The organism is Brevundimonas sp. KH_058 (assembly GCF_057838505.1).
In genome coordinates this window covers 2,861,175-2,883,201 of record NZ_CM174469.1, presented here as the reverse complement: position 1 = coordinate 2,883,201, position 22,027 = coordinate 2,861,175, and the positions used below count along the sequence as shown (strand labels likewise).

Annotated in this window: 19 protein-coding genes; 18 read left to right on the top strand and 1 reads right to left on the bottom strand. The window is 60.5% G+C overall.

Annotation, left to right across the window (positions count from 1 at the left end; all coding sequences use genetic code 11):
* The 4 genes from AC3ISA_RS14270 to AC3ISA_RS14255 all read left to right on the top strand — a co-directional run bounded on the left by AC3ISA_RS14270 (position 1) and on the right by AC3ISA_RS14255 (position 4,879).
* Positions 1 to 831 (top strand): capsid assembly protein, encoded by an 831-nt coding sequence (locus AC3ISA_RS14270; RefSeq protein WP_489178388.1) that lies wholly within the window; start codon positions 1 to 3, stop codon positions 829 to 831.
* Between the two features lie 232 nt (positions 832 to 1,063).
* Complete coding sequence (locus AC3ISA_RS14265) at positions 1,064 to 2,014, top strand: major capsid protein (RefSeq protein WP_489178387.1); 951 nt, start codon at positions 1,064 to 1,066, stop codon at positions 2,012 to 2,014.
* Complete coding sequence (locus AC3ISA_RS14260) at positions 1,980 to 2,690, top strand: hypothetical protein (protein ID WP_489178386.1); 711 nt, start codon at positions 1,980 to 1,982, stop codon at positions 2,688 to 2,690. The genes AC3ISA_RS14265 and AC3ISA_RS14260 overlap by 35 nt, the downstream gene beginning before the upstream one ends.
* Entirely contained in the window at positions 2,687 to 4,879 is a 2,193-nt protein-coding gene (locus tag AC3ISA_RS14255; protein ID WP_489178385.1) for a phage nozzle protein, read from the top strand. The genes AC3ISA_RS14260 and AC3ISA_RS14255 overlap by 4 nt, the downstream gene beginning before the upstream one ends.
* 14 nt (positions 4,880 to 4,893) lie before the next feature.
* Here the strand turns inward: AC3ISA_RS14255 and AC3ISA_RS14250 are convergent, their stop codons facing one another.
* Positions 4,894 to 5,340 (bottom strand): surface-adhesin E family protein, encoded by a 447-nt coding sequence (locus AC3ISA_RS14250; protein WP_489178384.1) that lies wholly within the window; start codon positions 5,338 to 5,340, stop codon positions 4,894 to 4,896.
* Between the two features lie 48 nt (positions 5,341 to 5,388).
* Here AC3ISA_RS14250 and AC3ISA_RS14245 point away from each other — a divergent pair, with 48 nt between their 5' ends.
* The 14 genes from AC3ISA_RS14245 (at position 5,389) to AC3ISA_RS14180 (ending at position 21,258) form a co-directional block, all read left to right on the top strand.
* On the top strand, positions 5,389 to 5,904 hold the full coding sequence (locus tag AC3ISA_RS14245) for a hypothetical protein (RefSeq protein WP_489178383.1): 516 nt from the start codon (positions 5,389 to 5,391) through the stop codon (positions 5,902 to 5,904).
* Positions 5,905 to 5,920: 16 nt separating this feature from the next.
* Positions 5,921 to 6,379 (top strand): virion core protein, T7 gp14 family, encoded by a 459-nt coding sequence (locus AC3ISA_RS14240; RefSeq protein ID WP_489178382.1) that lies wholly within the window; start codon positions 5,921 to 5,923, stop codon positions 6,377 to 6,379.
* 125 nt (positions 6,380 to 6,504) lie between these two features.
* Positions 6,505 to 8,571: a M23 family metallopeptidase gene (locus AC3ISA_RS14235; protein ID WP_489178381.1), complete on the top strand. Its 2,067-nt coding sequence runs from the start codon at positions 6,505 to 6,507 to the stop codon at positions 8,569 to 8,571.
* Positions 8,572 to 8,583: 12 nt separating this feature from the next.
* Entirely contained in the window at positions 8,584 to 12,507 is a 3,924-nt protein-coding gene (locus tag AC3ISA_RS14230; RefSeq protein ID WP_489178380.1) for a hypothetical protein, read from the top strand.
* A gap of 69 nt (positions 12,508 to 12,576) precedes the next feature.
* The gene (locus AC3ISA_RS14225; protein ID WP_489178379.1) at positions 12,577 to 14,766 is read left to right on the top strand and encodes a phage tail fiber domain-containing protein; all 2,190 of its coding nucleotides are present in this window, start codon (positions 12,577 to 12,579) and stop codon (positions 14,764 to 14,766) included.
* A gap of 66 nt (positions 14,767 to 14,832) precedes the next feature.
* Positions 14,833 to 15,039, top strand: a complete 207-nt coding sequence (locus tag AC3ISA_RS14220; RefSeq protein WP_489178378.1) for a hypothetical protein — start codon at positions 14,833 to 14,835, stop codon at positions 15,037 to 15,039.
* Positions 15,040 to 15,044: 5 nt separating this feature from the next.
* On the top strand, positions 15,045 to 17,543 hold the full coding sequence (locus AC3ISA_RS14215; protein WP_489178377.1) for a tail fiber domain-containing protein: 2,499 nt from the start codon (positions 15,045 to 15,047) through the stop codon (positions 17,541 to 17,543).
* Entirely contained in the window at positions 17,540 to 18,004 is a 465-nt protein-coding gene (locus tag AC3ISA_RS14210; protein WP_489178376.1) for a hypothetical protein, read from the top strand. The genes AC3ISA_RS14215 and AC3ISA_RS14210 overlap by 4 nt, the downstream gene beginning before the upstream one ends.
* Before the next feature lie 24 nt (positions 18,005 to 18,028).
* Positions 18,029 to 18,253, top strand: coding sequence for a hypothetical protein (locus tag AC3ISA_RS14205; RefSeq protein WP_489178375.1), 225 nt, complete (start codon positions 18,029 to 18,031; stop codon positions 18,251 to 18,253).
* Complete coding sequence (locus tag AC3ISA_RS14200) at positions 18,250 to 18,525, top strand: hypothetical protein (protein WP_489178374.1); 276 nt, start codon at positions 18,250 to 18,252, stop codon at positions 18,523 to 18,525. Before AC3ISA_RS14205 ends, AC3ISA_RS14200 begins: the two co-directional genes overlap by 4 nt.
* A gap of 55 nt (positions 18,526 to 18,580) precedes the next feature.
* Positions 18,581 to 20,326, top strand: coding sequence for a phage terminase large subunit (gene terL / locus AC3ISA_RS14195; protein ID WP_489180117.1), 1,746 nt, complete (start codon positions 18,581 to 18,583; stop codon positions 20,324 to 20,326).
* 45 nt (positions 20,327 to 20,371) lie between these two features.
* On the top strand, positions 20,372 to 20,710 hold the full coding sequence (locus tag AC3ISA_RS14190) for a helix-turn-helix domain-containing protein (protein ID WP_489178373.1): 339 nt from the start codon (positions 20,372 to 20,374) through the stop codon (positions 20,708 to 20,710).
* Between the two features lie 52 nt (positions 20,711 to 20,762).
* A complete protein-coding gene (locus AC3ISA_RS14185; protein WP_489178372.1) occupies positions 20,763 to 20,978 on the top strand; it encodes a hypothetical protein in 216 nt (71 codons plus the stop codon).
* A 49-nt stretch (positions 20,979 to 21,027) separates the two neighbouring features.
* Complete coding sequence (locus tag AC3ISA_RS14180) at positions 21,028 to 21,258, top strand: hypothetical protein (RefSeq protein WP_489178371.1); 231 nt, start codon at positions 21,028 to 21,030, stop codon at positions 21,256 to 21,258.
* Positions 21,259 to 22,027 lie beyond the last annotated feature (769 nt).

Sequence of the window (22,027 nt, the reverse complement as noted above, 5' to 3'; positions counted from 1 at the left end):
ATGACAACAGAGACCACGGCCACTGAGGCCACTACTACCGATCTCCCGGCTACCGCCTTCCCGGAAGGGATGAGCGAAACCGAATACCGCGCCAGCCTTGAGAAGACTGATACGATCACCGAAGCCGACAAGCCCGAACGCCCCGCCCATATCGCGGAGAAGTTCTGGGATGCGGAAAAGGGCGAGATAAGGATCGACGATCTGGCGAAGTCCTACAGCGAGTTGGAACAAAAGTTTTCCAACACGAAGAAGGAAGATGAGAAGCCCATCGATCTGAAGATCGAGAAGTCTGAAGGCGAGGCTGAAGCTGAAGCGGAAGCCAGTCCGATCACGAAGGCATTCGAATCCTTCGCCCAAACGTATGCCGAAACCAACGGCGCGCCGACTGACGAGGCCATTGCCGAGATCGAGAAACTGGGCGTCCCTAAGAACATCATTCAGACCTACATGGACGGCCTTGCCGCGCTGGGTCGTGAACAATCCGCGAGCATTTTCGCCGCTGCCGGTGACGAAAAGACGCTTGATGCGGCGATGGCGTGGGCGTCGAAGGCCCTCTCTGACGAGGATATGGCCGCCTACAACAAGCTGGTCGATACCCCTGCTACTCAGCGCCAAGGTGTCGAGTGGTTGGTCGGCCGGTTCAAGGCCGCTCAGCCCAACGAGGGCAGCTTCGTGCAAGGCCAGAGCGGTCCCGCTAATGGCGATGTGTTCCGTTCGCAGACCGAGATTACAGCAGCTATTAGCGACCCCCGCTACAAGACCGACCCTGCCTATCGTCAGGACGTTGCAGAGAAACTGTGGCGTTCCAAAGAAGTAGGCGCAGTCGCGTAATCGCATCCACAAGACCTAGCCCGCCGCGTCATCGTGACCGGACGGCCGGGCCGCCCTGATCCAGCGCGACGTGATCTGACCGTCCTCGGACGGCGCCGGTGAAAGCCCGGCTTAAACCCTATCCCACAATCCAACGGATCGATCCGGCTGCGATGAGGCCGGTAACTCCGACAACCTTGCTCGCCAGCGGACTCCGAATGATCGGGAATCTAACCCTAATCAAAGGAGCCTAATGGCTAATTCAACTCCCTCGCGCCCCGGTCAGAAGGCCGGTGCTGGCGATACTCTCGCCCTATTCCTAGAACTTTTCGGCAAAGAGGTTCTGGCCACGTACGAAACCAAGACGATCATGCGCGGTCTCCATCGCATCGTGAATCTGAATGGCGGCAAGTCCTACCGCTACCCCGTTATGGGTCAGGCGACTGGTGGCTATCACCAACCCGGCACTGAAATTCTGGGCGACAACATCCCGCACGATGAGATCATCGTGACCCCAGACGACAAGCTGGTGTCCGGTGTCTTCATCGCCGACATCGACGAAGCGATGAACCACTACGATGTTCGCTCGGCCTACGCCGACGAAATTGCTGGTTTCCTCGCTCGTCACTTCGATGCCAACGCCGTTCGCGCTCTGATCAAGGCCGCTCGTGACGCCGGTAAGCTGGGCCAAAGTGGCGGCAACGTCACCGACACAGCCCTGTTGACCAATGTCACCAAGCTGTTCGACGCCTTCTCGGAAGCGAAGAAGGTCATGGACCTGAAGAATGTCGATGTGGACACGAAGCCCATCTACGGCATGGTTTCGACCCAGCAGTTCTACCTTCTTAAGCAGTCCGATAAGAACCTGAACCGTGATTACAACGGCGGCACCGCCGACGTTCGCAATATGGCTCTGACGACCATCGACGGCATTAAGATCGTCAAGTCCAACCTTGCCCCGTTCGGTGTCAACCAGTCGGCGACCGTTGGCGTTCTGCCGCGCTACCAAGGTGACTTCAGCAAGACTGTTGGCGTCGTTTGGACCCCGGACGCAATCGTCACGGCGCAAGTCCAAGACGTGTCGATCCAGCACGACGAGCAGATCAACAAGCAAGGCCACCTGATTGTTGGTCGCTACATGAGCGGCACAAATGTCCTGCGCGCCACCGATGCGGTGGAACTGCGCACCGGCGCACCGGCCTAAGCCGACCAAAACGAAGGCCTCGATCCCCGGATCGGGGCCTTTTTTTCATCCCCAACGAAGGAGGCCGATGTACGCCACTCCTATTTCTGAACTCGCCGCCGTCAACTCGATGCTGCTGGCAATCGGTCAGTCGCCCGTCAACGCGATCACCCCTCAGCTTCACGATCAGAACGTGGCCCTCGACACCCTTCGCAAGGTGGTCCGCGAAATTTGCCAGTGGGGCTTCAAGTTCAACACCGACGACGGCTATCTGCTCAATCCTGACGTGGATGGCGTGGTCTTCATCCCGCTGGGCGCCCAAGATGTCGATCCGTCCGAACCGCGCAAAGACCTGACCCCGCGCCAGCACCCCGATCATTCGGCGTTCGCCCTTTGGGACGCCGCCAACCATACATTCAACATCGGCCAGCCGGTGCGCGTGAAGGTGAAGTGGAGCTTCGAATTCGAAGCCCTGCCGGAAGCCGCTCGCAGCTACGCGACCGCCGCCGCATGTCGCCGGTTCCAAGCCCAGACGGTTGGCGATCCTGCCACGAACCGCATCCTTGAAGGCGACGAACAGCGTGCATGGATCGCGCTTCAGCGCAGCCAAACCGCCGCCGCAGACATCAACGCCTTCCGCGCCAGTCCTGAACTCGCCGCGAAGACAAGCCGTCGCCGGGCTTGGAGGTCTCATTGAGCCTCCTCGTGCGCTCGATCCCCAGCCTTCACGGCGGGGTGTCGCAGCAGTCGGCTCAGGTCCGTTCACCGGATCAGCTTGAAGCGCAGATCAACGGTTGGTCCAGCATCGCCAACGGCCTCTCGAAACGCGCTCCGACCGAGCACGTGAAGAAGCTGATGGACGGCGCTCCCTCGAACGCTTTCGTCCACGCCATCAACCGCGACACGGACGAACAGTACGTCGCCATAATCGCGAACGGCACGATCAAAGTCTTCGATACCGTCACTGGAAACGAGCGGGTCGTGAACGCGCCGGGTGGCTGGGGTTACCTCAACGGGATCGCCGACTATCAGACTGAGGTCTCCGCATCCTCCGTCGCCGACTACACCTTCATCACCAACCGGACGAAGACCTGTGCGATGGCTCCCATCGGGAGCGACGCCGAGGCGGATGTCGAATACCAAATCTGGCTTAGCCGCCGAAATGGGATTGATGCGAACGGCGTCGAGTACGGACCCGGCACTGCGTATCAGTACGATCCGAACCCCGTCTTGGGATCGCTCAGCGGCACCGTCCAGCGTTTCGACAAGCTTCCAGCAACGCCAACACAGGGCGCGATCTACCGCGTCCAAGGCGACGAAAGCTCTAGCTTCACCTCCTACTATGTCCGTTTCAATGAGGGGGTCTGGGACGAATGTCTGAAGCCGGGCCTGATCAATGCGATCAACCCGCTGACCATGCCTCACGCCCTGATCTCGGAAGCCGATGGGACATTCACCTTCGCGCCGTTCTCATGGGCGCCGCGCCGGGTAGGTGACGAGACGATCAACCCGAATCCCGGCTTCATCGGCCGCTCGATCCGGAAGGTCTTCTTCTTCCAAAACCGCCTGTCGTTCTTGTTCGATGAAAACTGCGCGATGAGCGTGGTTGGTGATTTCGGAAACTTCTGGCGCATGAGCCAGATCGACTATCTTGAGAGCGACGTGATCGACATGTCCGCGACCTCCACACGGGTGTCGCGCCTAATGGACGCCGTGACATTCAACGACGGCATCCTGCTGACGAGCGATCAGACGCAGTTCAGCCTTAGCTTCGGCGAACTTGGCGTCACAGCCGCATCTCTCGCGATCCGGCCGACCACCAATTATACCGTGAACACCCGCGCTGGGCTCGCGCCCCTCGGTTCTGAAATCTACTTCAGCGTCGATGGGAGCCAGTCCGCCACCATTCGGGAATACACCCGGCTGGCTGGCAGCGACGCCACGACCGCCGCCGACATCACCGCCCATGTCGATAACTACATTCCTAGCGGGGTGAGCCAAATCGTACCGGCTGATGATCTCAGCGCTCTGTTCGTCCTGACGGATGGGGCGCCGAACAAGGTGTTCGTCTACCAGTTCCATTGGACTTCAGCAGACGAAAAGGCTCAGGCGGCATGGCACGAATGGGCTCTTGGCGAAGGGGTGAAGGTCGTCTCAGCGGCGTACCTGAAGGGCATCCTTTATCTGGTGATCCAGCGTCCGGACGGCCTGTTCCTAGAGCGGGCCAATCTGAAAGCGGGAGCCACCACGACGGCCACGACAAATCAGATCTACTTGGATCGTCAGACCGTGGTCACCGGCGTCTATTCGAGCGTCGCGGATCGCACGGAGTTCACCCTCCCCTATGTTCCCCACCGCCCGTCTTTCCGCCTCGTGCGAGGAGATGGGTTTGGCGGACAGCGCGAGACGCTGATCGATCCGACCCAATACCAGTGGACGGATACGAACGTCGTCACAGTGCCGGGGCAGCATCATCACGCTGCGGTCGTGGCGGGAGCGAACTACTCGTTTGAGTTCCAGTTCTCCGCCCAGTTCGTCCGCAATCAGCGCGGCGAAGCGATCACGACCGGCCGCACCCAGTTGCGCACGTTCTCGATCTCCTACGCCGACACGGCCTATTTCAAGACCATCGTCAGCCCTCACGGTCTGGATGAGACGGTCGAAGAAATCCTGCCATCCCGGCTGGCGGAGTTCACCGGCAAGGTGTTGGGCGCGGACAGTCTGAAGCTGAACCGGCCCGCCTATCACACCGGCACCTATCGGTTTCAGGTGTGGGGCCAGAACACGACGGCGATCATCAGGATCGTCAACGATACCCACGTCGCATCGACTTTCGTCAGTGCGGAGTGGGAGGCGCAGTATCACAACCGCGCTCGCTCAAGCTGACCGTCTTCGGACGGTCAGTCTTCGAGCGTCGAGCGGTAGTCGATCAGCATTTCGTTCACGTTGGTCCAGCCACTAGAGGCGGGGACCGTGAATCGGTTGAAGCAAACAGCCTCAAGGATGGATGCTTCGCCGGAGTCTGGAATGACGGGCTTGGACGACTCGAACCGGTCGTTTCGTTCAATCGACGAGCCAGCCGCGTTGTAAACGGCGTAGTTGGTCTTCGCCATCGTCTCAGCTACGCAATCGACCTCAACTCGAACGAGGGCGTAATCCGCGCCCGTTGAGTTTGTCTCAGGAAAAAGCACGACAGTCCACGCGCGGCGCGGACTGCCTACCCGCACTGTCTCAAGATCAACGCCAATAGCTCCCTTGACGTTGGCCGTCGTGAGACGCCAGTCCCCCGCGTTCGCAGCCCCAGCGATCATAGTGAGCGCCATCACGGCGCAACCCACAAGCTTCATTCCAGCCCCCCAAAACTGGTCGCCCTATAGCAGCGATCCCCAGAAAGCATGATCTTTTTTCACAACCTCGCCGACACGTCGGACGAGCAAACTATGGCGTGGCTCGAACACATCGCAGCCAACCTCCGACCGTCCGATTGGGACGAGATGCGAGCGACCAATCCGCTCCTCACTCTGGGCGATCCCGATCCGCTCGTGCTGCTGACCTCGTCCCTGATGATGTCCAAATTCGCATGGGTGATCTGTGAGGACGGCGTACCGTTCTGCATCTTCGGTGCAGCGCCGGATGACCACGGCCACGGCATCATCTGGATGCTGGGAACGTCCGGGATGGCGACCCGCAGCGCTAGCCTAGCCGTCGCTCGCCATACCCGCAGCTACGTGCTCGATCTCCTCGAACAATGGCCGCGCCTCTACAACCACATCGACGCCCGAAACAGTCAGAGCCTCCAATGGCTCCTGTGGTCGGGCTTTGAGATCGAAGCCGTCGATCTTCACCACGGGCGCGAGCAGCGCCCCTTCTACCTTTTCAGCATAACGAGGGAGGGACCACCCAATCTGTGATCCAATTACTGTCGGCGTGACTCTCGCCGTTGTCGGCACCGCCACGAGCGTCATCGGCGAAATGCAGTCAGCCAAACACCAGCAGCGCGCCATTGATGCGCAGCTTGCGACGACCCAGTCCGAAATCAAAACCGCGCAAACCGCCGAACTGAATGACCGCCAGCGTGTCGCCCGTCAGGAAGCCGCGCGCATCAAGGTCGCGGCCGGGCAACAAGGGCTAAATATCGGTGGCAGCGTGGAAGCGATGCTGAACGACAGCCTCATGCAAAACAGCCTCGCAACAGAACGAACCAATCTGAACGCAGAGACGCAGGAACGCGCCGCCATCGCGGAAGCCAACTCCATGCACTCCCGCAACACCAGCCCCACCATTCTGGGCGCCGGTCTGCGGATCGCGACCTCGGGAGCGCAGGCCTACTACGGCGGCAAGTCGCTTCAGATCGCCAAGGCTGATGCAGCGAAAGGGCCGAAATAATGGCTGATGATCTATCGAGATCGAACACGCGCCGTGGTGCGCAAGACCGGGTCACTGAGAACCGTGACGCCATCGCTCCGACCCGTCGTGAGACGCGGACACCAGACGCCCAAGTCCGCTCGGATATGCGTTCCGCCTATCGTGGAGACGGTGGCGTCGAACAGATCAACCGCTTCTTCAAACAGCTTGAAGGGGCGAACGCCGCCTATCAGGAAGCGGATATCGCGAAGACCCGCCAGACGGCGGAAGTCGCCTATGCCGATGGTATGACCGACGCCAGCGCAGGCCGTGAAATGGACCCCGCGCAACAGCAGGCGGTCGCCTATCAGCGCGCCTACTTCAGCGTCACTGCCGCAGCCCGTCAGACGAAGTATGAGACCGAGACCGCGCAAGAGTTGGATCGCATGATCAACGAAGGCAGCACGGTCGAAGAGATCGAGGCGTACATGTCGGAGAGCGCTCGCGAGTTCATCGCCGAGACCTCGGATGTGTATGACCTACCCGACGTGAAACGTGGTGTGGGCGAACGGCTGATGCGTTGGTCGAATGAGACGAACGCCCGTGCAAATAGCATCCTCAAGACAAAGACCGATCAGGAGATGGTCCGTAACACGGTCGGAGAAATCCAAGCCGGTTTGGCTCGTGGCGAAAACCTCGACCTGATCGGCGTCGTCGATACCATGAAGGCCGCTGGTCTGGACGGCGTCGCGGTTCAGGACGAGATCGTCAACGGCGTCATCGCCTATGCGACGGAGACCGGCGACCTCACCGGCCTCCACGCCTTGAACGACACACGCCGGGCCACCGACGTGGCTCAAGAGATCGAAGATGTCCGTGCCAATGAAACGGCCACGACCGCCCCTATCGCAGCGATTGAAGGGGCTCCCCTGCCCTCCGTCGCTGAACCGACGCCGAAGCCTGCCCCGGCCGCAGCGACCACCTACATCGCCCCTGTGCCGATGGGCCGGATCACCTCGGGGATGGGCCAGCGCGCCGCTCCCTTAGCTGGTGCCTCGACCAATCACGGCGGGCTAGACATCGCAGTTCCGATTGGGACGCCGGTGAAGGCTCCGGCCGCTGGTGTTGTCGAGTTCGCTGGACCGCGTGGACGCGGTGGGAACACCGTGTTGATCAAACACGCGGATGGAACGACCACGGGCTACGCGCACCTCGACCGTATCAACGTAAAAGCCGGTGACACCGTCACACAGGGCATGGAGTTCGCCGCTTCCGGAAATACCGGCAACAGCACCGGACCTCACCTTCACTGGTCTGCTCGCCGAAACGGCCAACGCATCGACCCCAGAACCATCGTGGGTCAACCCGCTCCGGCCGGTGAAACGGCTGCGACTGAAACTGACGCCCCGGCCGTGGCCGAAGCCAAGGAAGAGGTCCGCCGTCAACGCGCCCCCGGCGCCTCGGTCTTGACCCCGGCTCAGCAGCTTCGCGTCCTCAACGCCATCGACGCAGTCCAAGGCGACACCGAACGCAAGACGGAGAAGGCCCGCGTCGAAGCCAAGGAAGACCTCACACTCGACCTCTGGACCCGCGCACAAGGCGGCGCCGATGTCAGCGATATCATCAACGAGAATGTCAGAACCGGCGTCCTCGAACCCAACGAGGGCATGGTGATGACGAACGCCTTCCGAGCCCTTCGGAACGATCAGTTAGAGGGCGAAGCGAACGAAGACCTGTCGCTCAACTACATGGCCCGCTTCGCCGTCGCCGAACCCAACTTCAGCAAGATCACCAGCGATCTCGACCGCGATTATAGCGCTGGACGCTTCGGCACCGGCCGATCCGCAACCCGCACCTATCTCGAACTGAAGAACCGTGCGGCCAGCGGATCACGTGCAGATCGTGGCGTCCCTCCCGAAGAGCGCCGCACCGCCACCGTGGCTCGCGGCTATGTCGGGCAATCCATCGGTCAACTGGTAGGTCCGGTCGAACTCTCGACACCGGAACGTCGTCGCCTCGGCGCCGAAGCTATGATCGAGTGGGAACGCAGGGTCGCCGCTGGCAAAGCCCCAATGGCGGCTGCGGACGAAATCGTCGTCGAATATGGACCGCGCTTCAACGCTCCTCGCCAGACGGCGGCTGCGAGCAACGGATCAACCCGCGCGCCCGGCACGTCCACGACCAGCGGCGGAAGCACCACGCGTGTCGATAGAAACGGCAACATCATCAACTAACCAAGGAGGCCTATGGCCGAAATCAGAATGACCGGTCCGGACGGACACACCTTCTTTTTCGAAGAAGGAACCCCGGACCACATCAGGCAACAGACCATCCAGCGCCATTACGGGACCAACCCGGAAGCTGGATCGGCCCGAGCCTCGGCCGCCCGCGCACTCGGAACGCCTCCAAAGCGTGACGCCTTCCAGCGGTTCGGCGACGTGTTCAATCACACCGTCAACACGTCGTTCGTCGTCGAGGGTTTCCGCCGTGGATACAGGGATGGGACCAACGCCCACGAGATGATCAAGGCGGGCAAATCCGGGTCGTTCAATCTAAACCCGTTCGAGTCCATTGGCGGCATCGTCGGTGCTTTGGCCTCCATCGGCGACCACGCCGTAAGCGATGGCGAGACGACAAGTCGTAGCGGTAATGCATGGGTTCAGAGCGAACGCAGCCGCCGTCAAACATTCGCCGCCACATCCGACGCCGACCCTTGGTATCAGGCTGAAGGCGGCATCGCTGGCAAGGCTGTTCATGGTTTGGCCGCCTTGGGTGGCACCCTCACCGGCGCTGCTCTCGATCCGACATCTTACGTGACCGGGGGCTCCTCCATCGGCGCTCGTGTCGCAATCCAAGGCGCTGTCGCCGGTGCGGCTGACTTGATGGCGCAGGCCTCGGCAGTCGGCGGGACGCAGGATTCATATGACTGGAAGCAAACCCTTCTCTCGGCCGGTGCTGGCGCCGCCTTCCAAGGCGCTATGGATGGCGCCGGATCGGTTGCTCGTCGTGTCATCGGCGGACGGACTGAACCTCGTCTGCAATCGGATGAAGTTACGGTCAGTCAGGCGTTTCGCGAAGAACTCGACACGGCCGACCGGATCAATCTTCCGGCCCTCTCCATGGATGAGTGGACCTTCCGCCCGACCCAGCAGGGTCCGGTGTCCGCGATCCCCATGCGCGTGGAAGAGCCACGCATGAACGGCCCCCGCATGGATGGGCCGGAAGCTGACGCCGCTGGCGCACGTGCTGGCGCCGAACCCAAAGACGACCCGTGGAATGGAGTCGACTGGGGCGTGGTCGGATCACCAGAACGGGTCAAAGCGGCCCTCGGGCATCTGGATCGCCTACGTGAATTCGTGAAGCCGGATCAGATCCAGCAGTTCGTCAGATTCCTCAGCCGTGAAACGGTCGAAGTGACCGACGACGCAGGCCAAGGCGGTCACTGGAACCGTGACATCTTCGACTTCGACAAGCTGGCGAATGACCCGGACAAGTTCGAGGTTCTGACCAACGTCATGGCCGATATCTTCAAGCCGCTCTACGACGCGGCAGGCGACGCCAAACAGACTTGGCAATCGGTTCGAGATCGTCAGGCTACGCTAGGGATCACGGTATCCGACGCCATCAAGGCCCACGCCGACATCACCGGCGACAACGGGCTAGCTTCCAAAATCCACGCCATCGAAACCATCGCGATCCAGCACACCGATCATCTGGTCGGATTGATCGACGAGATTCAACCGAAGCTCAGCGCGGGTAATGCCCCCGCTGACGAGATCGCCGCCATCGCCGCTCAACTGAATGTCGCAACGATGTTCGACGCCATGGCTGCGGGATCGAAATCCGAGGTCGGCCGCGCCCTGAACATCCTCAAGATGCAGAAGAAGCGCGCCCGTCTGATGAACGACATCCAAGAGCAGATGGACGCCCTCAACTCCGCACTCGGTGGCGGCGAGGGTCAGCGCGGAATGGCCGATGCGATGGATGCCTTGAAGAAGGCTCACAAGCAGGGCGGAGCCAGAGGCATGAAGGACGCGATCCGCCAGATGCGGGCGCTCGGTTGGGAGGATTACGTCTCCTACTACATGGTCTCGGGTTACCTCTCGACGCCTGCCACCGCCGTCAGAAACGCCATCGGTTCAGTGCTGCACGCCAGCATGACGATTGGCGAACGCTACATCGCCGCCGCGATCACTAGCCCGCTTCGTCGCGGCCTCAGTGGGGGTCGTGGATCAGCGGAGGGTGTGACGTGGCGCGAAGCGAATGCGTACGTGTTCGGCATCCACCAGTCCTTCATGGACGCAAGCCGGGCAGGCTTCAAAGCTTTCAAGTCCGCCAGCACAGTCACCGATCCGGAGAACGCCGTGGGGCAATACGCCATGGCGATCCCGTTCGAATACAACGCCGCCAGACGGACGAAGTGGAAGAACGACGGCCTGCTCCGCTCCATCCCTGACATGTTGGGGACCGGCGTCTACGGAACCCTCCGCACCCTCGGCATTCGTCCCTCACTCGGGATGGATGAGTTCACGAAGGTGATGACGCGCCGGATGCAGATGAACGCCCTCGCGGTTCGTGAAGCGAGCTATCGTTCTGCCCGACTGAAAGGCGCGGACGCGGAGAAGGAGTTCACACGGACCCTTCACGCCATCAAGGATCGCCCGACCGCTGAGGCGTTCGAGCAAGCCAAGGCCTCCTTCGCACAAGCTGGTGAAAGCTACGATCCCGCGAAGAGCTACGCCGGTGACACCCTCTTGCAGGATGCCGCCGACATGTTCGCATCGGTCGATCTGCACGAAGCGATCAACGACTACGCCCGCCTGATGACCTTCCAGAACAGCGGACCCACGCTGAGGAAGTTTGAAAGCTTCATCGGCTCGGTCAAGCTGTTCAAGGCTCTTTACGTCCCGTTCCTCCGGACGCCGGTCAATCTGGTTCGCGCCGGAATGTTCGACCGTAACCCTGTGCTGGCTGGCTTCATCGGTGAGAACCGAAAGGGCTTCGCGAATTACTTCGCCGCCATGGATGGCCTCGACCGCTCGCTCTCACGCGGTGGCGCTGAGGCAGACATGGTCATGGCTCGGATGGTGAGCGGCGTCGGCTTCATGGCCACCGCTGGTTTGCTGTTCGCGAATGGCGATCTGGTGGGTAAGCGCTCGGCCGCTGAAGAGCAGGACGGAATCAAGTCCTACTCGATCCGTCTAGGTGGACGCTGGTTCCAATACTCGACCCTGTCCCCGGTCGCCGAAATGCTCGGCATGGTCGCGGACATGTCCCAAATCTTCAAAGACTACGAACTCGACGACGACGGCCTAGCCGGTATCGCCGGGGGCGTGATGTCCGCGATCACGAACAACATCGTCAACAAGGCGGCGTTGCAAGGGATTGGCGATTTCTGGGACTTGCTCGATCCCGCATATGCGTCGAACGACACCAACAAGGGTGAGCAGATCGGCGCCAACATCGCCAAGAAGCTTGCGGGATCACTGGTCCCGGCCATCGTGCGCAACACCGCCTACACCCAAGACCCCGTCATGCGGGAGGCCCAAGGCTTCCTCGAACATCTGAAGGCGGTTCTCCCCAAGCTGTCCGAAACCCTACCGGAAAAACGCGATTGGCTGGGGCTTCCGATCATTCGGACGGACAAGGACGGCGGCTTGCTCGAAGGTCTCGTCCAGCCGCTTCGGGTCTCCGAACGCACGACCGACATGGTCCGTTTGGAGGTGTCGGTGCTGGCCGATCTCGACCCGGAACTGAAGATCGCATCGCGACCGCAGGCCCGGTTCAACGGTCAGAAGATGACGCCGCGCGAACATAACCGCGTGCTTGAGATTCAGGGTCAGGTCTGGCGCCATCCGGTGTCGGGCTTGAACATGCATGAGACCCTCACCGAACTGATCGAGTCACCGGCGTACGCCGACATGGGCGATCCGCAGCGTGCGACCGAAATCAAGAAGGTGGTGAGCCAGTTCGGCAAGTGGACCCGTGCCGCGATCAAGCGGGGCGAATACCCCGAACTGACGGAAATGGTGAACCGCACCGGTGGCGCAGAAGCCGTCGAGATGGGTGAGGCCAAGGGCTGGGAAGACTGGCAAGTCCAGAACAAGGCCCGAGGCTACGGCGTCACCAATGACGCGCTCGACGCCATGTTCGACTTCACCGCCCAATAACAAATCAAAGAGTGAGCACCCGGCTGCGAAAGCGGTCGGGTGCTTTGCCATGCCCAAACGAAAGGACGGATGCACAATACGAAATACCAATACATCGTCGAAAACGGCCAACGCGAGTTCGACCTAGCGGTCCCCTACTTGGATCGCAGCCACATCACAGTCACCGTCAACGGCGCTCGCGCCTATGTCGATTGGATCAGCGATAGCCGGTTCCGGCTGAAGAACGTCGCTCCCGATGGTGCCGTCGTTCTCGTTCGGCGTCAGACACCGATCGATCAGGCCCTCGTCGAATTCCACAACGGATCGAACCTCACGAAAGAGGAACTGAACCGGGCAGTCTGGCAGTTGCTCTTCCGGATGCAGGAGCAGGACGACACCGTCACCGCCGCTCTAGATCAAGCCGTCATCCGCGTCGGCGAGAACCTCGGGATCAGCACCGATCCCACCCAGATCGTGAACGAACTCCTCTGGGTCAGCGAACTTGGTGACGATCTGCTGAACCGCTTTCGGGGCGCCCTCAGCGACATCGACCTGAACGCCAAACAGATCATCGACACCACGCTCGGCCTCACCAATCAGGCCTTCCGCATGGACAACCTCACGGCTGTCGTGGACGCGCTGGCCAACCTCGAAGATGGGACCGGCCTCGCCACCATCATTCAAAACGAAGCGCAACAGCGCATCGACGGCGACACCGCCCTCGCCTCCACTCTCGCACTGATCGGAGCAAAGAGCAGCGACAACACCGCCTTCATCCTCGATCTCAACAAGGTCAAAGCCAGTCCGACCGAGACGATGGCCCAACGGTTCAACGCGATCTACGCGGCGAATACCAATGCCCTTGGCCTGATCCAGACGGAGCAAAACGCTCGCGTCACGGCGCTCGAAGCCTTCACCCAAACGCTGGCGACGCAAGGCAGTCGGATCGGTGCGAACGAAGCGGCCATCGCTACCGAAACGACGACAAGGACGAACGCGATCTCTGCGGAGACGGCGGCTCGCCAAGCCCTTTCGGCTAAGGTCGCCGGGGACATCGCAGCAGCGGTCCTGACGGAGACGAACGCACGGGCCGCAGCGGACCTCGCCGAAAGCCAAGCACGCCAATCACTGGCGACGACCGTTGGCCAGAACTCGTCCGCTATCCAGAATGAGGCTACCGCTCGCTCGACACTGGCAGGGTCCATCGCCCAGCAGTTCGCCGTCCTCGGTGCATTCCGAAACGGGCAGTCTGCCTTCGTTCTCGACTTGAACAAGGTCGAAGTCGGCGCCGGGTTCAGCCTTGGCAGTCGCCTCAGCGGCATTGATGTCGCTGTCGGGAATGCGGCGGCGGCTGTGGTCACCGAACAGACCGCTCGGGTCAACGGCGACAACGCCCTCTCGCAGACTCTTCAGACCGTTCAGAATACTGTCGGCGGCAATACCGCTTCGATCACCTCGCTCCAACAAGTGACGAACGGGATTAACGCGCGGTGGACGCTGGCCCTAAACTCGAACGGCCACATCACCGGCATCACAGCGAACAACAACGGCCAGTATGGAACGCTCGCGTTTGTCGCCGATGAAATGAGCTTTGTCGCTCCGAACGGCGGCTCCCCGATCAAGGTGATGAGCGTCGTCTCGAACAAGGTGCGCTTCAACTCGAATGTCGAAATTTACGGCGACCTGTTGGTGACCGGCACGATCAACAACTCGAAACTGCTGACCGGAACAGTCACCGGCGTCGAAGCGGGCTACAACCCGCAGACCATCGGGCTCACGAACTCGACCCCATGCCGCATCCACGGCGTCTGGATCAACGTCGAGAAGGCCAACAGCCCAATCGACATCGTCTTCAACTCGTGGGCGACGTTCACGCACAATGCGTCAGGGAGCTTCGTCGCGACGGTCCAGCTAGTCCGCTCTCGCGGTGGCGACGGCGGCACCGTGGTCTCGTCTTTCCAGATTAACGGTTCGGGCATGGCGAACGACACATGGCAGGGCGCTATCCCGGTCATGTATCTGGATCGGCCGAACGAAATTGGGAACTGGCACTATTACGTCCAGATCTACTTCAACGTCGGCAACATGAGCACCCAATCCGTCACCGCTCGGTACGGCAAGGTGATCGAGATGAAGAATAACACCACGAGCATCGGTGTCGGCACCGGCTCCGGCGCAGGTGTCGGCAGTGGTGGCGGTTCTGGTGGAGGCGGCGGCGGAGGTGGGGAAATCCCACCGGGCGGCGGCGGAGAGAACCCCGAGATGCCAATCTTCACTTAAGGAGGCGGCGACAGCCGCTTCCACAACCCTCGCATAAATAAGGATGAAATCCTGAAAGGAAGAACGATGTCTGAGACCCAAAATCCCATCGCCCAACTGCAATCCAACGAAGTGAAGTTGCTGGCCGAACGCGGCAATCTCCACGACCAACTCGCCATGAACGACAAGGCGCTCGGCCAAGTCCGTGCCGCCCTACATGGCGTGCAGATGGCCCAACAGGTCGCCCAAGCGGCTGCGACTGCGAACAACGAAGCCAGCACGAAAGGTGAATGATTTGAATGAGCGCAACTAACGCCGCGCTCGCTCAACAGATCGCCGACCTCATCCAGTCAATCGAAGCCCGTGACGCAAAATTCCGGACTTGGGTTGGCGGCTCCGCCAACGGCGGACCAAACAATGACGGTCGATATCCTTTGATCGACGCCATCGGGCAGGCTCATCTTCTGCCCTCCCCGGCCGGGATCACCGATATGGTGACTGGCCCGGCCGCCGCCGCTGAGGCGGCAAGAGACCAAGCCCTCGCGGCTAAGAACGCGGTCGATCTCGCCGCAACCCAGACAGAAAACAATCGGGTCTTGGCGCAAGCTGCACGCGGCGCCGCCGTCGATGCTCGCAATCTCGCGCAAGAGCACCGAAACCATGCTGGCACCCATGAGGCCAACGCTCGCTACTGGGCGGAACTCGCCCAGTCGAACGGCGAAGGCACGTCGGAAGATCGCGCCGTCGTCGAACAGCTAACTGGTGAAGTCGCAGAGCATGCCGGTGAGGTGGCGCAGGACGCCATCGATGCAGCAGCGTCAGCCGCCTTGGCCGCGACATTCGACCCGTCCCTCTACGACAAGAAGTCCGACACGATCCCGTCGTCGCGGCTGACAGGCGTGATCGATATCGCGCGCATCCCGGTTCTCCCCAGTCAGCTTCAATTCGTATCGTCGGGCGGACTGACAAACCTAACGACGGCACAGCAGACAGACATCGGACGGGGCTCCATCGTCACGACGACGGACGGCTTCCGATATGTCTATTCGGGCTCCGGTTCAAAGACGCTAGCGTCGAGCTACACCGTCCTCGCCGACATCACCCCCGCGTGGGACTCGGTATCCGACAAGCCCGCATATTTCCCGTCGAACATTCCGAATGTCGCCGGTCTGCAATCGGCCCTTGATGGTCTGGCTCCAAAAGCGAACGCCACCTTCTCCACGCCAATCAACGTGAATGGCGCGGTCGGCGCGCATAGCTATGCCTTCAACACCGGCCTGCTCTACCCAGACGGCGCACATAGCGTGATCAAGACCGGCGTCGCTGGCTCCGAGAGGTATTGGAGGTTCGACAGCAACGGCTTCCTGTACGCGTTGAACGGTGGCTTCTCCGCTGATCAGCACATTCAGACGGCGACCTACTTACGGGCGGGCGCCTCGTCCGACGCTTCCCGAGCAGAGCTACAAAAGGGCTGGATGGAACTTCGGAACACTGGATACGGCCCGTACATCGACTTCTCGCGCAACGGCACTGAAGACTTCTACGGCCGGATCGCTCTCCCAGTGGCCGATCCTCGCCTGTTCATTACCCACGCCACAGGCGGCAACGTCATCGTCGGAAGCAACGTCGAAGCGACCTCTTCGACCGGCGTCCAGAGTGGCGCTCTGGTCACGGTCGGCGGCGCTGAGCAAGTCCTGTCCAAGCAACTCACCTTCCCGTCTGTTGCGAACCCCCAAGACAATGGGGCGAACGCAATGCTGGAAGTTCGCGGAGACGGTGCGGCTGGCACGGGCGCGTGGATGAAGTTCCATAGGCCCGGCCAATACGGCACCTACTTCGGCATGTTCGCTGACGGTGAGTTCGGCTACGGCGGCTGGTCTGCTGGCGGCACGATCCGCAAATTCTGGACCGAGAAAAACTTCGACCCTCTGTCGCGGATGGAGCGTTTCAACGACGGCTGGATACAGACGCGTGACGCCAACGACCGCTTCTATTTCGCCAGCAATGGCCGCTCCTACTATAAGTCGAAGGACGGTCACGAGTGGCGAAATGCGACGGATGTGAACATCGGTTCGCTCGATAACAGCGGCAACTTCTTCCTCCGGGGCAACGGCACCATTGGCAATGGCCTGTCCCTGCGCGGCACGTCGCCGACGCTCTATTTCCGCGACACCGACAGCCGTTCGGCGATGATCCATTGCAACGGAAACAAGCTCTACGTCCTGCGCGGTGCAGGCAACGACGCGGAAGGATGGGAGGCTCTTCCCGGTGGCTGGCCCATGGAGATCAACCTCGAAAACAACGAGGCGCGCTTCGGCGGCGTTCTGGTCAGCGCGGCCAGCGTCTATGCCGGTAGCGGCCACTGGTTCCGGGTTACGGGCAACAGCGGCATTTATTGGGAAACTTGGGGCGGCGGCTGGAACATGGTCGATGGCTCATGGCTCCGCGCCTACAACGACAAGAACATCGTCACGGGCGGTCAGGTCCAGATGGGATCGTTCACGGTCACATCCGACCGTCGTCTGAAGACCGACATCGTTCCGATCCCGCTCGCTCAAGCCTCGCAGATCATCGACGACACGCTGGTCTATGAGTTCACAAAGGGCGGTCGCCGCATGTTCGGCATGATTGCTCAGGAGGCCCGCGAGGTCGCACCGATCCTCGTCAGCGAGGGCGCCGAAATCCACGAAGATGGCGACGCGATCCTATCCTTGGACCAGACCGGCTACATCCCGGTTCTGATCGCAGAGGTCAGGGCGCTGCGCCAGCGCGTCGCCCAGCTTGAGGAGGTCAGATGACCATTCCCTCGACCGGCACATTCACCTCGGAACAGGTGCGGGCGGAATGGGGCTTCACCGCCCCGTTCACGTCCTCACAGGTTTCATCGGCGGCCAGCCTGAACACCCCTTGGACGAGTGAGCAGCTTCGCGGAAAATCCGCCGGGCCGACCGTCACGATCAACATCACCACGTCTGGAACCGAGTCTGTCGGCGCCGGGCGTCGTCGTGACTACTTCGTCGCTACGGTCAACTGGACCGGCAGCGTCACCCCATCGAGTTACTCGTGGTCATGGGGCGGCTTCACCGCAATCCTCAACGGCCAAACCAGCGTCACATGCCGGTTCAGCGGTCAGGGCTACAACCCTGTCGCCGCTAACGGATCAGACGACGCTCGCCCCTTCTGTACCGTCGTGATCTCGGGCCAGACATACAATGTCACCGGCCCGCCCGCGTCACTCACCACAGACGGCAACCTCTAATCCCACCAACAACTGAAAGGGCCTATGGACCCAAACAAATCAAATCCCGACCCCGCCTTGGTAATGATCCTCGGCGAAATCAAAGGCCAACTATCCAGCTACATCGACCTCATGAAATCGATGCAGGAGAAGCACGACAGCCTTGAAGGCCGTGTTCGCACCATCGAAAACTCGAAGTCATGGCTTTTAGGAGCCGCCGCTATTTTGGGCGGAGTGGTCAGCTTCCTGACCAAGGTGATGTTGGGATGAGCCGCGCCACCGAAGCCGAACTCGACAAGATGCATGCGCAAGTCGCCGTGCTGCTTGCGAACGAATTGGACCGGGCGGCCTACCGCGCCACTCTCAATCCAGCCGACCCCGCACAGGCCGTCAGCCCGCAACTCATCTCCCAAGCTCTGAAGTTCCTCTCCAACGCTGGCGTCACCGCGCCCGCGACGGCGAAACGTGCAGAGAATTTGGCCTCCAAACTGGCCGACCTCGACCTCGATCTAGAGTCGGTCACGGGCATCCAACCCAACTAACCCACGCACTGTCGCAGTCGCCCGATCACCGGGCGACTGCTGACCAAAGGAGCCTCTGAGCAACCCGACATTCGCCGACGTTCTGAAGTCGGACTTCAACGTCTTCCTCCACTACGCGTGGAAGCACGTCCTTCACCTACCGAAACCAACGCGTGTCCAGATCGACATCGCAGGGTTTCTGGCGACCGGCCCCAAGCGCCGCGTCATCCAAGGCTACCGTGGCCTCGGCAAGTCCTTCATCACGTGCGCCTACGTCGTCTGGTCGCTATGGCGCGACCCGCAGAAGACGGTTCTGATCGTCAGCGCTGGCGAAAGCGGCGCGGCCGACAACGCCACCCTTATAAAGCAGATCATCTTCCATGAAGCTGGTGACGGACTTTGGGATCACCTACGGCCGAACCGTGACCAGCGGTCCTCCACGCTCGCCTTCGACGTTGGCCCAGCGCTTTCGAACAAGCAGCCCAGCGTCAAATGCCTAGGGATCACCGGGCAACTGGCCGGGAACCGGGCCGACATCCTGATCGGAGACGACGTTGAGAACCAGCGTAACTCCGGGACCGAGGATCAACGTGACAAGCTGCGTCACGCCACTTCCGAGTTCGGCAAGATCATCAAGCCGACAGACGAGGCAGAGATCATCTGGCTTGGGACGCCCCAAAGCGAAGAGTCGATTTACAACGACCTTCCCAAGCGTGGCTACACCGTTCGGGTCTGGACCTCGCGCTATCCACTTCGAGCCAAGATCGCCAGCTACGGCGACACGCTGGCCCCGATGCTGGCCGACGATATTGAGGCCAATCCAAACCTCTGCGAACCAACCGGCCTAAGCAAACTTGGCGGAGCACCGACTGACCCGGAGCGCTTCACCGACCTGAAGCTGTTGGCGGCCGAACTCGACGGAACCGCCTCCGAGTTCATGCTTCAGATGATGCTCGACACGGCGCTTAGCGACGCCGAGCGCTATCCGCTGAAGACATCAGATCTAATCGTCATGAACGTGGACCGGGATCGTGCGCCGGTCGCGCTCGCCTACTCGTCCTCAGACGACAAACAAATCAAAGACGCAGCCTTCCCGAACATCGGGTTCACCGGCGACCGCTTCTATTATCCGTTCAACGTCAGCGAACATTGGGCACCCTACACAGGCGCCGTCATGCACATCGACCCGTCAGGCACGGGCGCGGATGAGACCGGCTACGCGATCACCAAGTTCCTGCATGGACGCATCTTTGTCACGGCGTGGGGTGGCTTCACGCAGGGCACATCGGAAACCACGCTCAACGCGCTGGCCGATTTGGCGAAAGAGCACGGCGTGAATAGCGTGGTGGTGGAGGATAACTTCGGCGACGGAATGTATCGCCAACTCCTCTCCACGATCCTGCAAAACCGTATCACCTCGAAATGGCACTGCGGATTGAACGGAGTGAAGGTCACTGGTCAGAAAGAGAAGCGGATCATCGGCTCGCTTGAGCCTGTCATGAAACGCCACAAGCTTGTCTTTGACCGTGAGGTCGTGCGTCAGGACTTGAAATCAGACCGCGTCCGGTCTGGCATGTTCCAACTCACCCACATCACCAATGCGCGCGGTGCCCTAAAGCACGACGACCGCATCGATGTTCTGGCGCAGGCCGTGGAACACTGGAAATCCTACATGGCGGTGGACGAAGAGAAGGCTGAAGCCGAACACCTCAAGAAACTCGATAGAGAATGGGAGAAGCGCTTCTTCGCCGGGACGCCCGTGGGTCAGCTATTGAATAAAACGGGTCGCACAAGAGCGCCCGGCAGACCGTGGGGTCGATGACAGCGGCCCTCTACGTGGCAAGCTCAACTGTGGTATGAGCGCGCTATGGCAAGAAGCACCACCACAGAAGTTGACGTTCAGATCGGCGCGACCGTCCGCGAGCGACGTGAAGCCCTTAGGATGACCCAAGCCGGTTTAGCCACCGCCATCGGCGTCACCTTCCAACAAATTCAGAAATACGAGCGTGGTGTGAACCGCATTTCAGCCGCTGCGCTGCTGAGGATCGCTGATGCGCTGAACTGCCACGTAACCGATTTGTATGGTGATCCAGACCCCAAGGCGATCTCAACGTCGGAACGAGCGATCCTCAAGTTGTGGCAGCAGCTTGCCGACCCACAGCGAGACGCAGTGGTGGCGATGATCAGAGCGTTTGTAAAAGGCTAGCTGCGACGCCTAGGCTCGTGACAGCACAACCGCAACGCTATATTCGACCGCCATGGTTTCTTTCGACGATCTTGCCGCTGGTAGCGACATCCACATCGCCGTTCCCCTGACGGGCGCGATCCTCATCCAGCCCCGGCCGGATTGCGAAGAAGAGTTCGATACGCTGGTCGCGCACCTCTACGAGGTCGAGGATCGCCAGTACGCCATCCTTCCGAAGATGGGTCCGGAAGGGTTCTATGCGTCGGCGGAAGTCATGCGGTTGAACTAGTCGCACGCAACCGTGCGTCTATACCCTCTCTTGACCTCACCTAACGGCGATGTTTTTTATTCCTATGGGCCGATATCTAGACAGCCTTACCCGCGACCATCCCGCCTACGAACTGTCGGCAAGTGATGACGGCTACACGCTGATTGCGAAGGCTGGCTTTGAGGAGGAGTTCACCCAGTTGGCTCGCGAACTAATCGACAACGCGGGAGATGAATGCGTTGTACTGCCAACCACAGACGGCAACGTCGGATATGAACGCGTGTTCGTAATCCCGATCTGACGCTGCTACCGCCCGCCCGTCTCAGTCCGCCGCTTCTCAGCCCGCGCTAGCGCCTGACGCTGGCTCGTCTCATGGCCGTCATCCCAGCACGCTGGGTTCAGTTTGATCGTCAGCACCTTGTCACTTGCGGCTGAGGTCCGACGCGCAACTCGAACGGTCTGCGCATAGACGCCGCATTCTCGGCATCGGAAGCGGAGACGTTGGATGGGATCGTCGGCAAGCCGTGCACCGATCTTCCAAACGCAGGCCTCGCGCATCGCTCTGCATCCCGCACAATCGAACAGAATGTAGATCGAGGAGTCGGACACGAGGTCGCGGGCCGTGACGTTGTAGTCTTTCCATTCGGATTCAGGCCGCGAGTGCATGACGGAATGAATGTTCCGTTTTCGTTCTAGTTTCAAGATGGGTGAAATGCGATCCTGTGGATCGTGAGATCGGCGCGCTGCAACTGGTTGCAATCTCGAAGGCGTCACCGGCGCGACCACGCTGAGCCGAAATAACTTCGTCGAAATTGCCGAAGTTTTCTCCACCGATTTATCGACGCTATTTCCGAAGCGATTTCCGAAGCCGCATTTAACGCATTTAACGCAGCATATTTCGCAGCACCAACGTTCGAACTCCCGAAGCTTAATACCGCACTGTTCGAAGTTAACGTTATCCAACTCCGCTAGTCGTCCTAACCATAGGGTTAAGCCGTACTAAGTAGGAACGATGTGCGAACCAAAGATATCGTACTCACACACAGTCCATAGTAATTTACTCCAACTAT

Excerpts from the sequence above, each read along its gene's own strand:
- AC3ISA_RS14270 (WP_489178388.1), top strand. The coding sequence starts at position 1 with ATGACAACAGAGACCACGGCCACTGAGGCCACTACTACCGATCTCCCG.
- AC3ISA_RS14265 (WP_489178387.1), top strand. The coding sequence starts at position 1,064 with ATGGCTAATTCAACTCCCTCGCGCCCCGGTCAGAAGGCCGGTGCTGGC.
- AC3ISA_RS14260 (WP_489178386.1), top strand. The coding sequence starts at position 1,980 with ATGCGGTGGAACTGCGCACCGGCGCACCGGCCTAAGCCGACCAAAACG.
- AC3ISA_RS14250 (WP_489178384.1), bottom strand. The coding sequence starts at position 5,340 with ATGAAGCTTGTGGGTTGCGCCGTGATGGCGCTCACTATGATCGCTGGG.
- AC3ISA_RS14245 (WP_489178383.1), top strand. The coding sequence starts at position 5,389 with ATGATCTTTTTTCACAACCTCGCCGACACGTCGGACGAGCAAACTATG.
- AC3ISA_RS14235 (WP_489178381.1), top strand. The coding sequence starts at position 6,505 with ATGCGTTCCGCCTATCGTGGAGACGGTGGCGTCGAACAGATCAACCGC.
- AC3ISA_RS14230 (WP_489178380.1), top strand. The coding sequence starts at position 8,584 with ATGGCCGAAATCAGAATGACCGGTCCGGACGGACACACCTTCTTTTTC.
- AC3ISA_RS14225 (WP_489178379.1), top strand. The coding sequence starts at position 12,577 with ATGCACAATACGAAATACCAATACATCGTCGAAAACGGCCAACGCGAG.
- AC3ISA_RS14220 (WP_489178378.1), top strand. The coding sequence starts at position 14,833 with ATGTCTGAGACCCAAAATCCCATCGCCCAACTGCAATCCAACGAAGTG.
- AC3ISA_RS14215 (WP_489178377.1), top strand. The coding sequence starts at position 15,045 with ATGAGCGCAACTAACGCCGCGCTCGCTCAACAGATCGCCGACCTCATC.
- AC3ISA_RS14210 (WP_489178376.1), top strand. The coding sequence starts at position 17,540 with ATGACCATTCCCTCGACCGGCACATTCACCTCGGAACAGGTGCGGGCG.
- AC3ISA_RS14205 (WP_489178375.1), top strand. The coding sequence starts at position 18,029 with ATGGACCCAAACAAATCAAATCCCGACCCCGCCTTGGTAATGATCCTC.
- AC3ISA_RS14200 (WP_489178374.1), top strand. The coding sequence starts at position 18,250 with ATGAGCCGCGCCACCGAAGCCGAACTCGACAAGATGCATGCGCAAGTC.
- AC3ISA_RS14190 (WP_489178373.1), top strand. The coding sequence starts at position 20,372 with ATGGCAAGAAGCACCACCACAGAAGTTGACGTTCAGATCGGCGCGACC.
- AC3ISA_RS14185 (WP_489178372.1), top strand. The coding sequence starts at position 20,763 with ATGGTTTCTTTCGACGATCTTGCCGCTGGTAGCGACATCCACATCGCC.
- AC3ISA_RS14180 (WP_489178371.1), top strand. The coding sequence starts at position 21,028 with ATGTTTTTTATTCCTATGGGCCGATATCTAGACAGCCTTACCCGCGAC.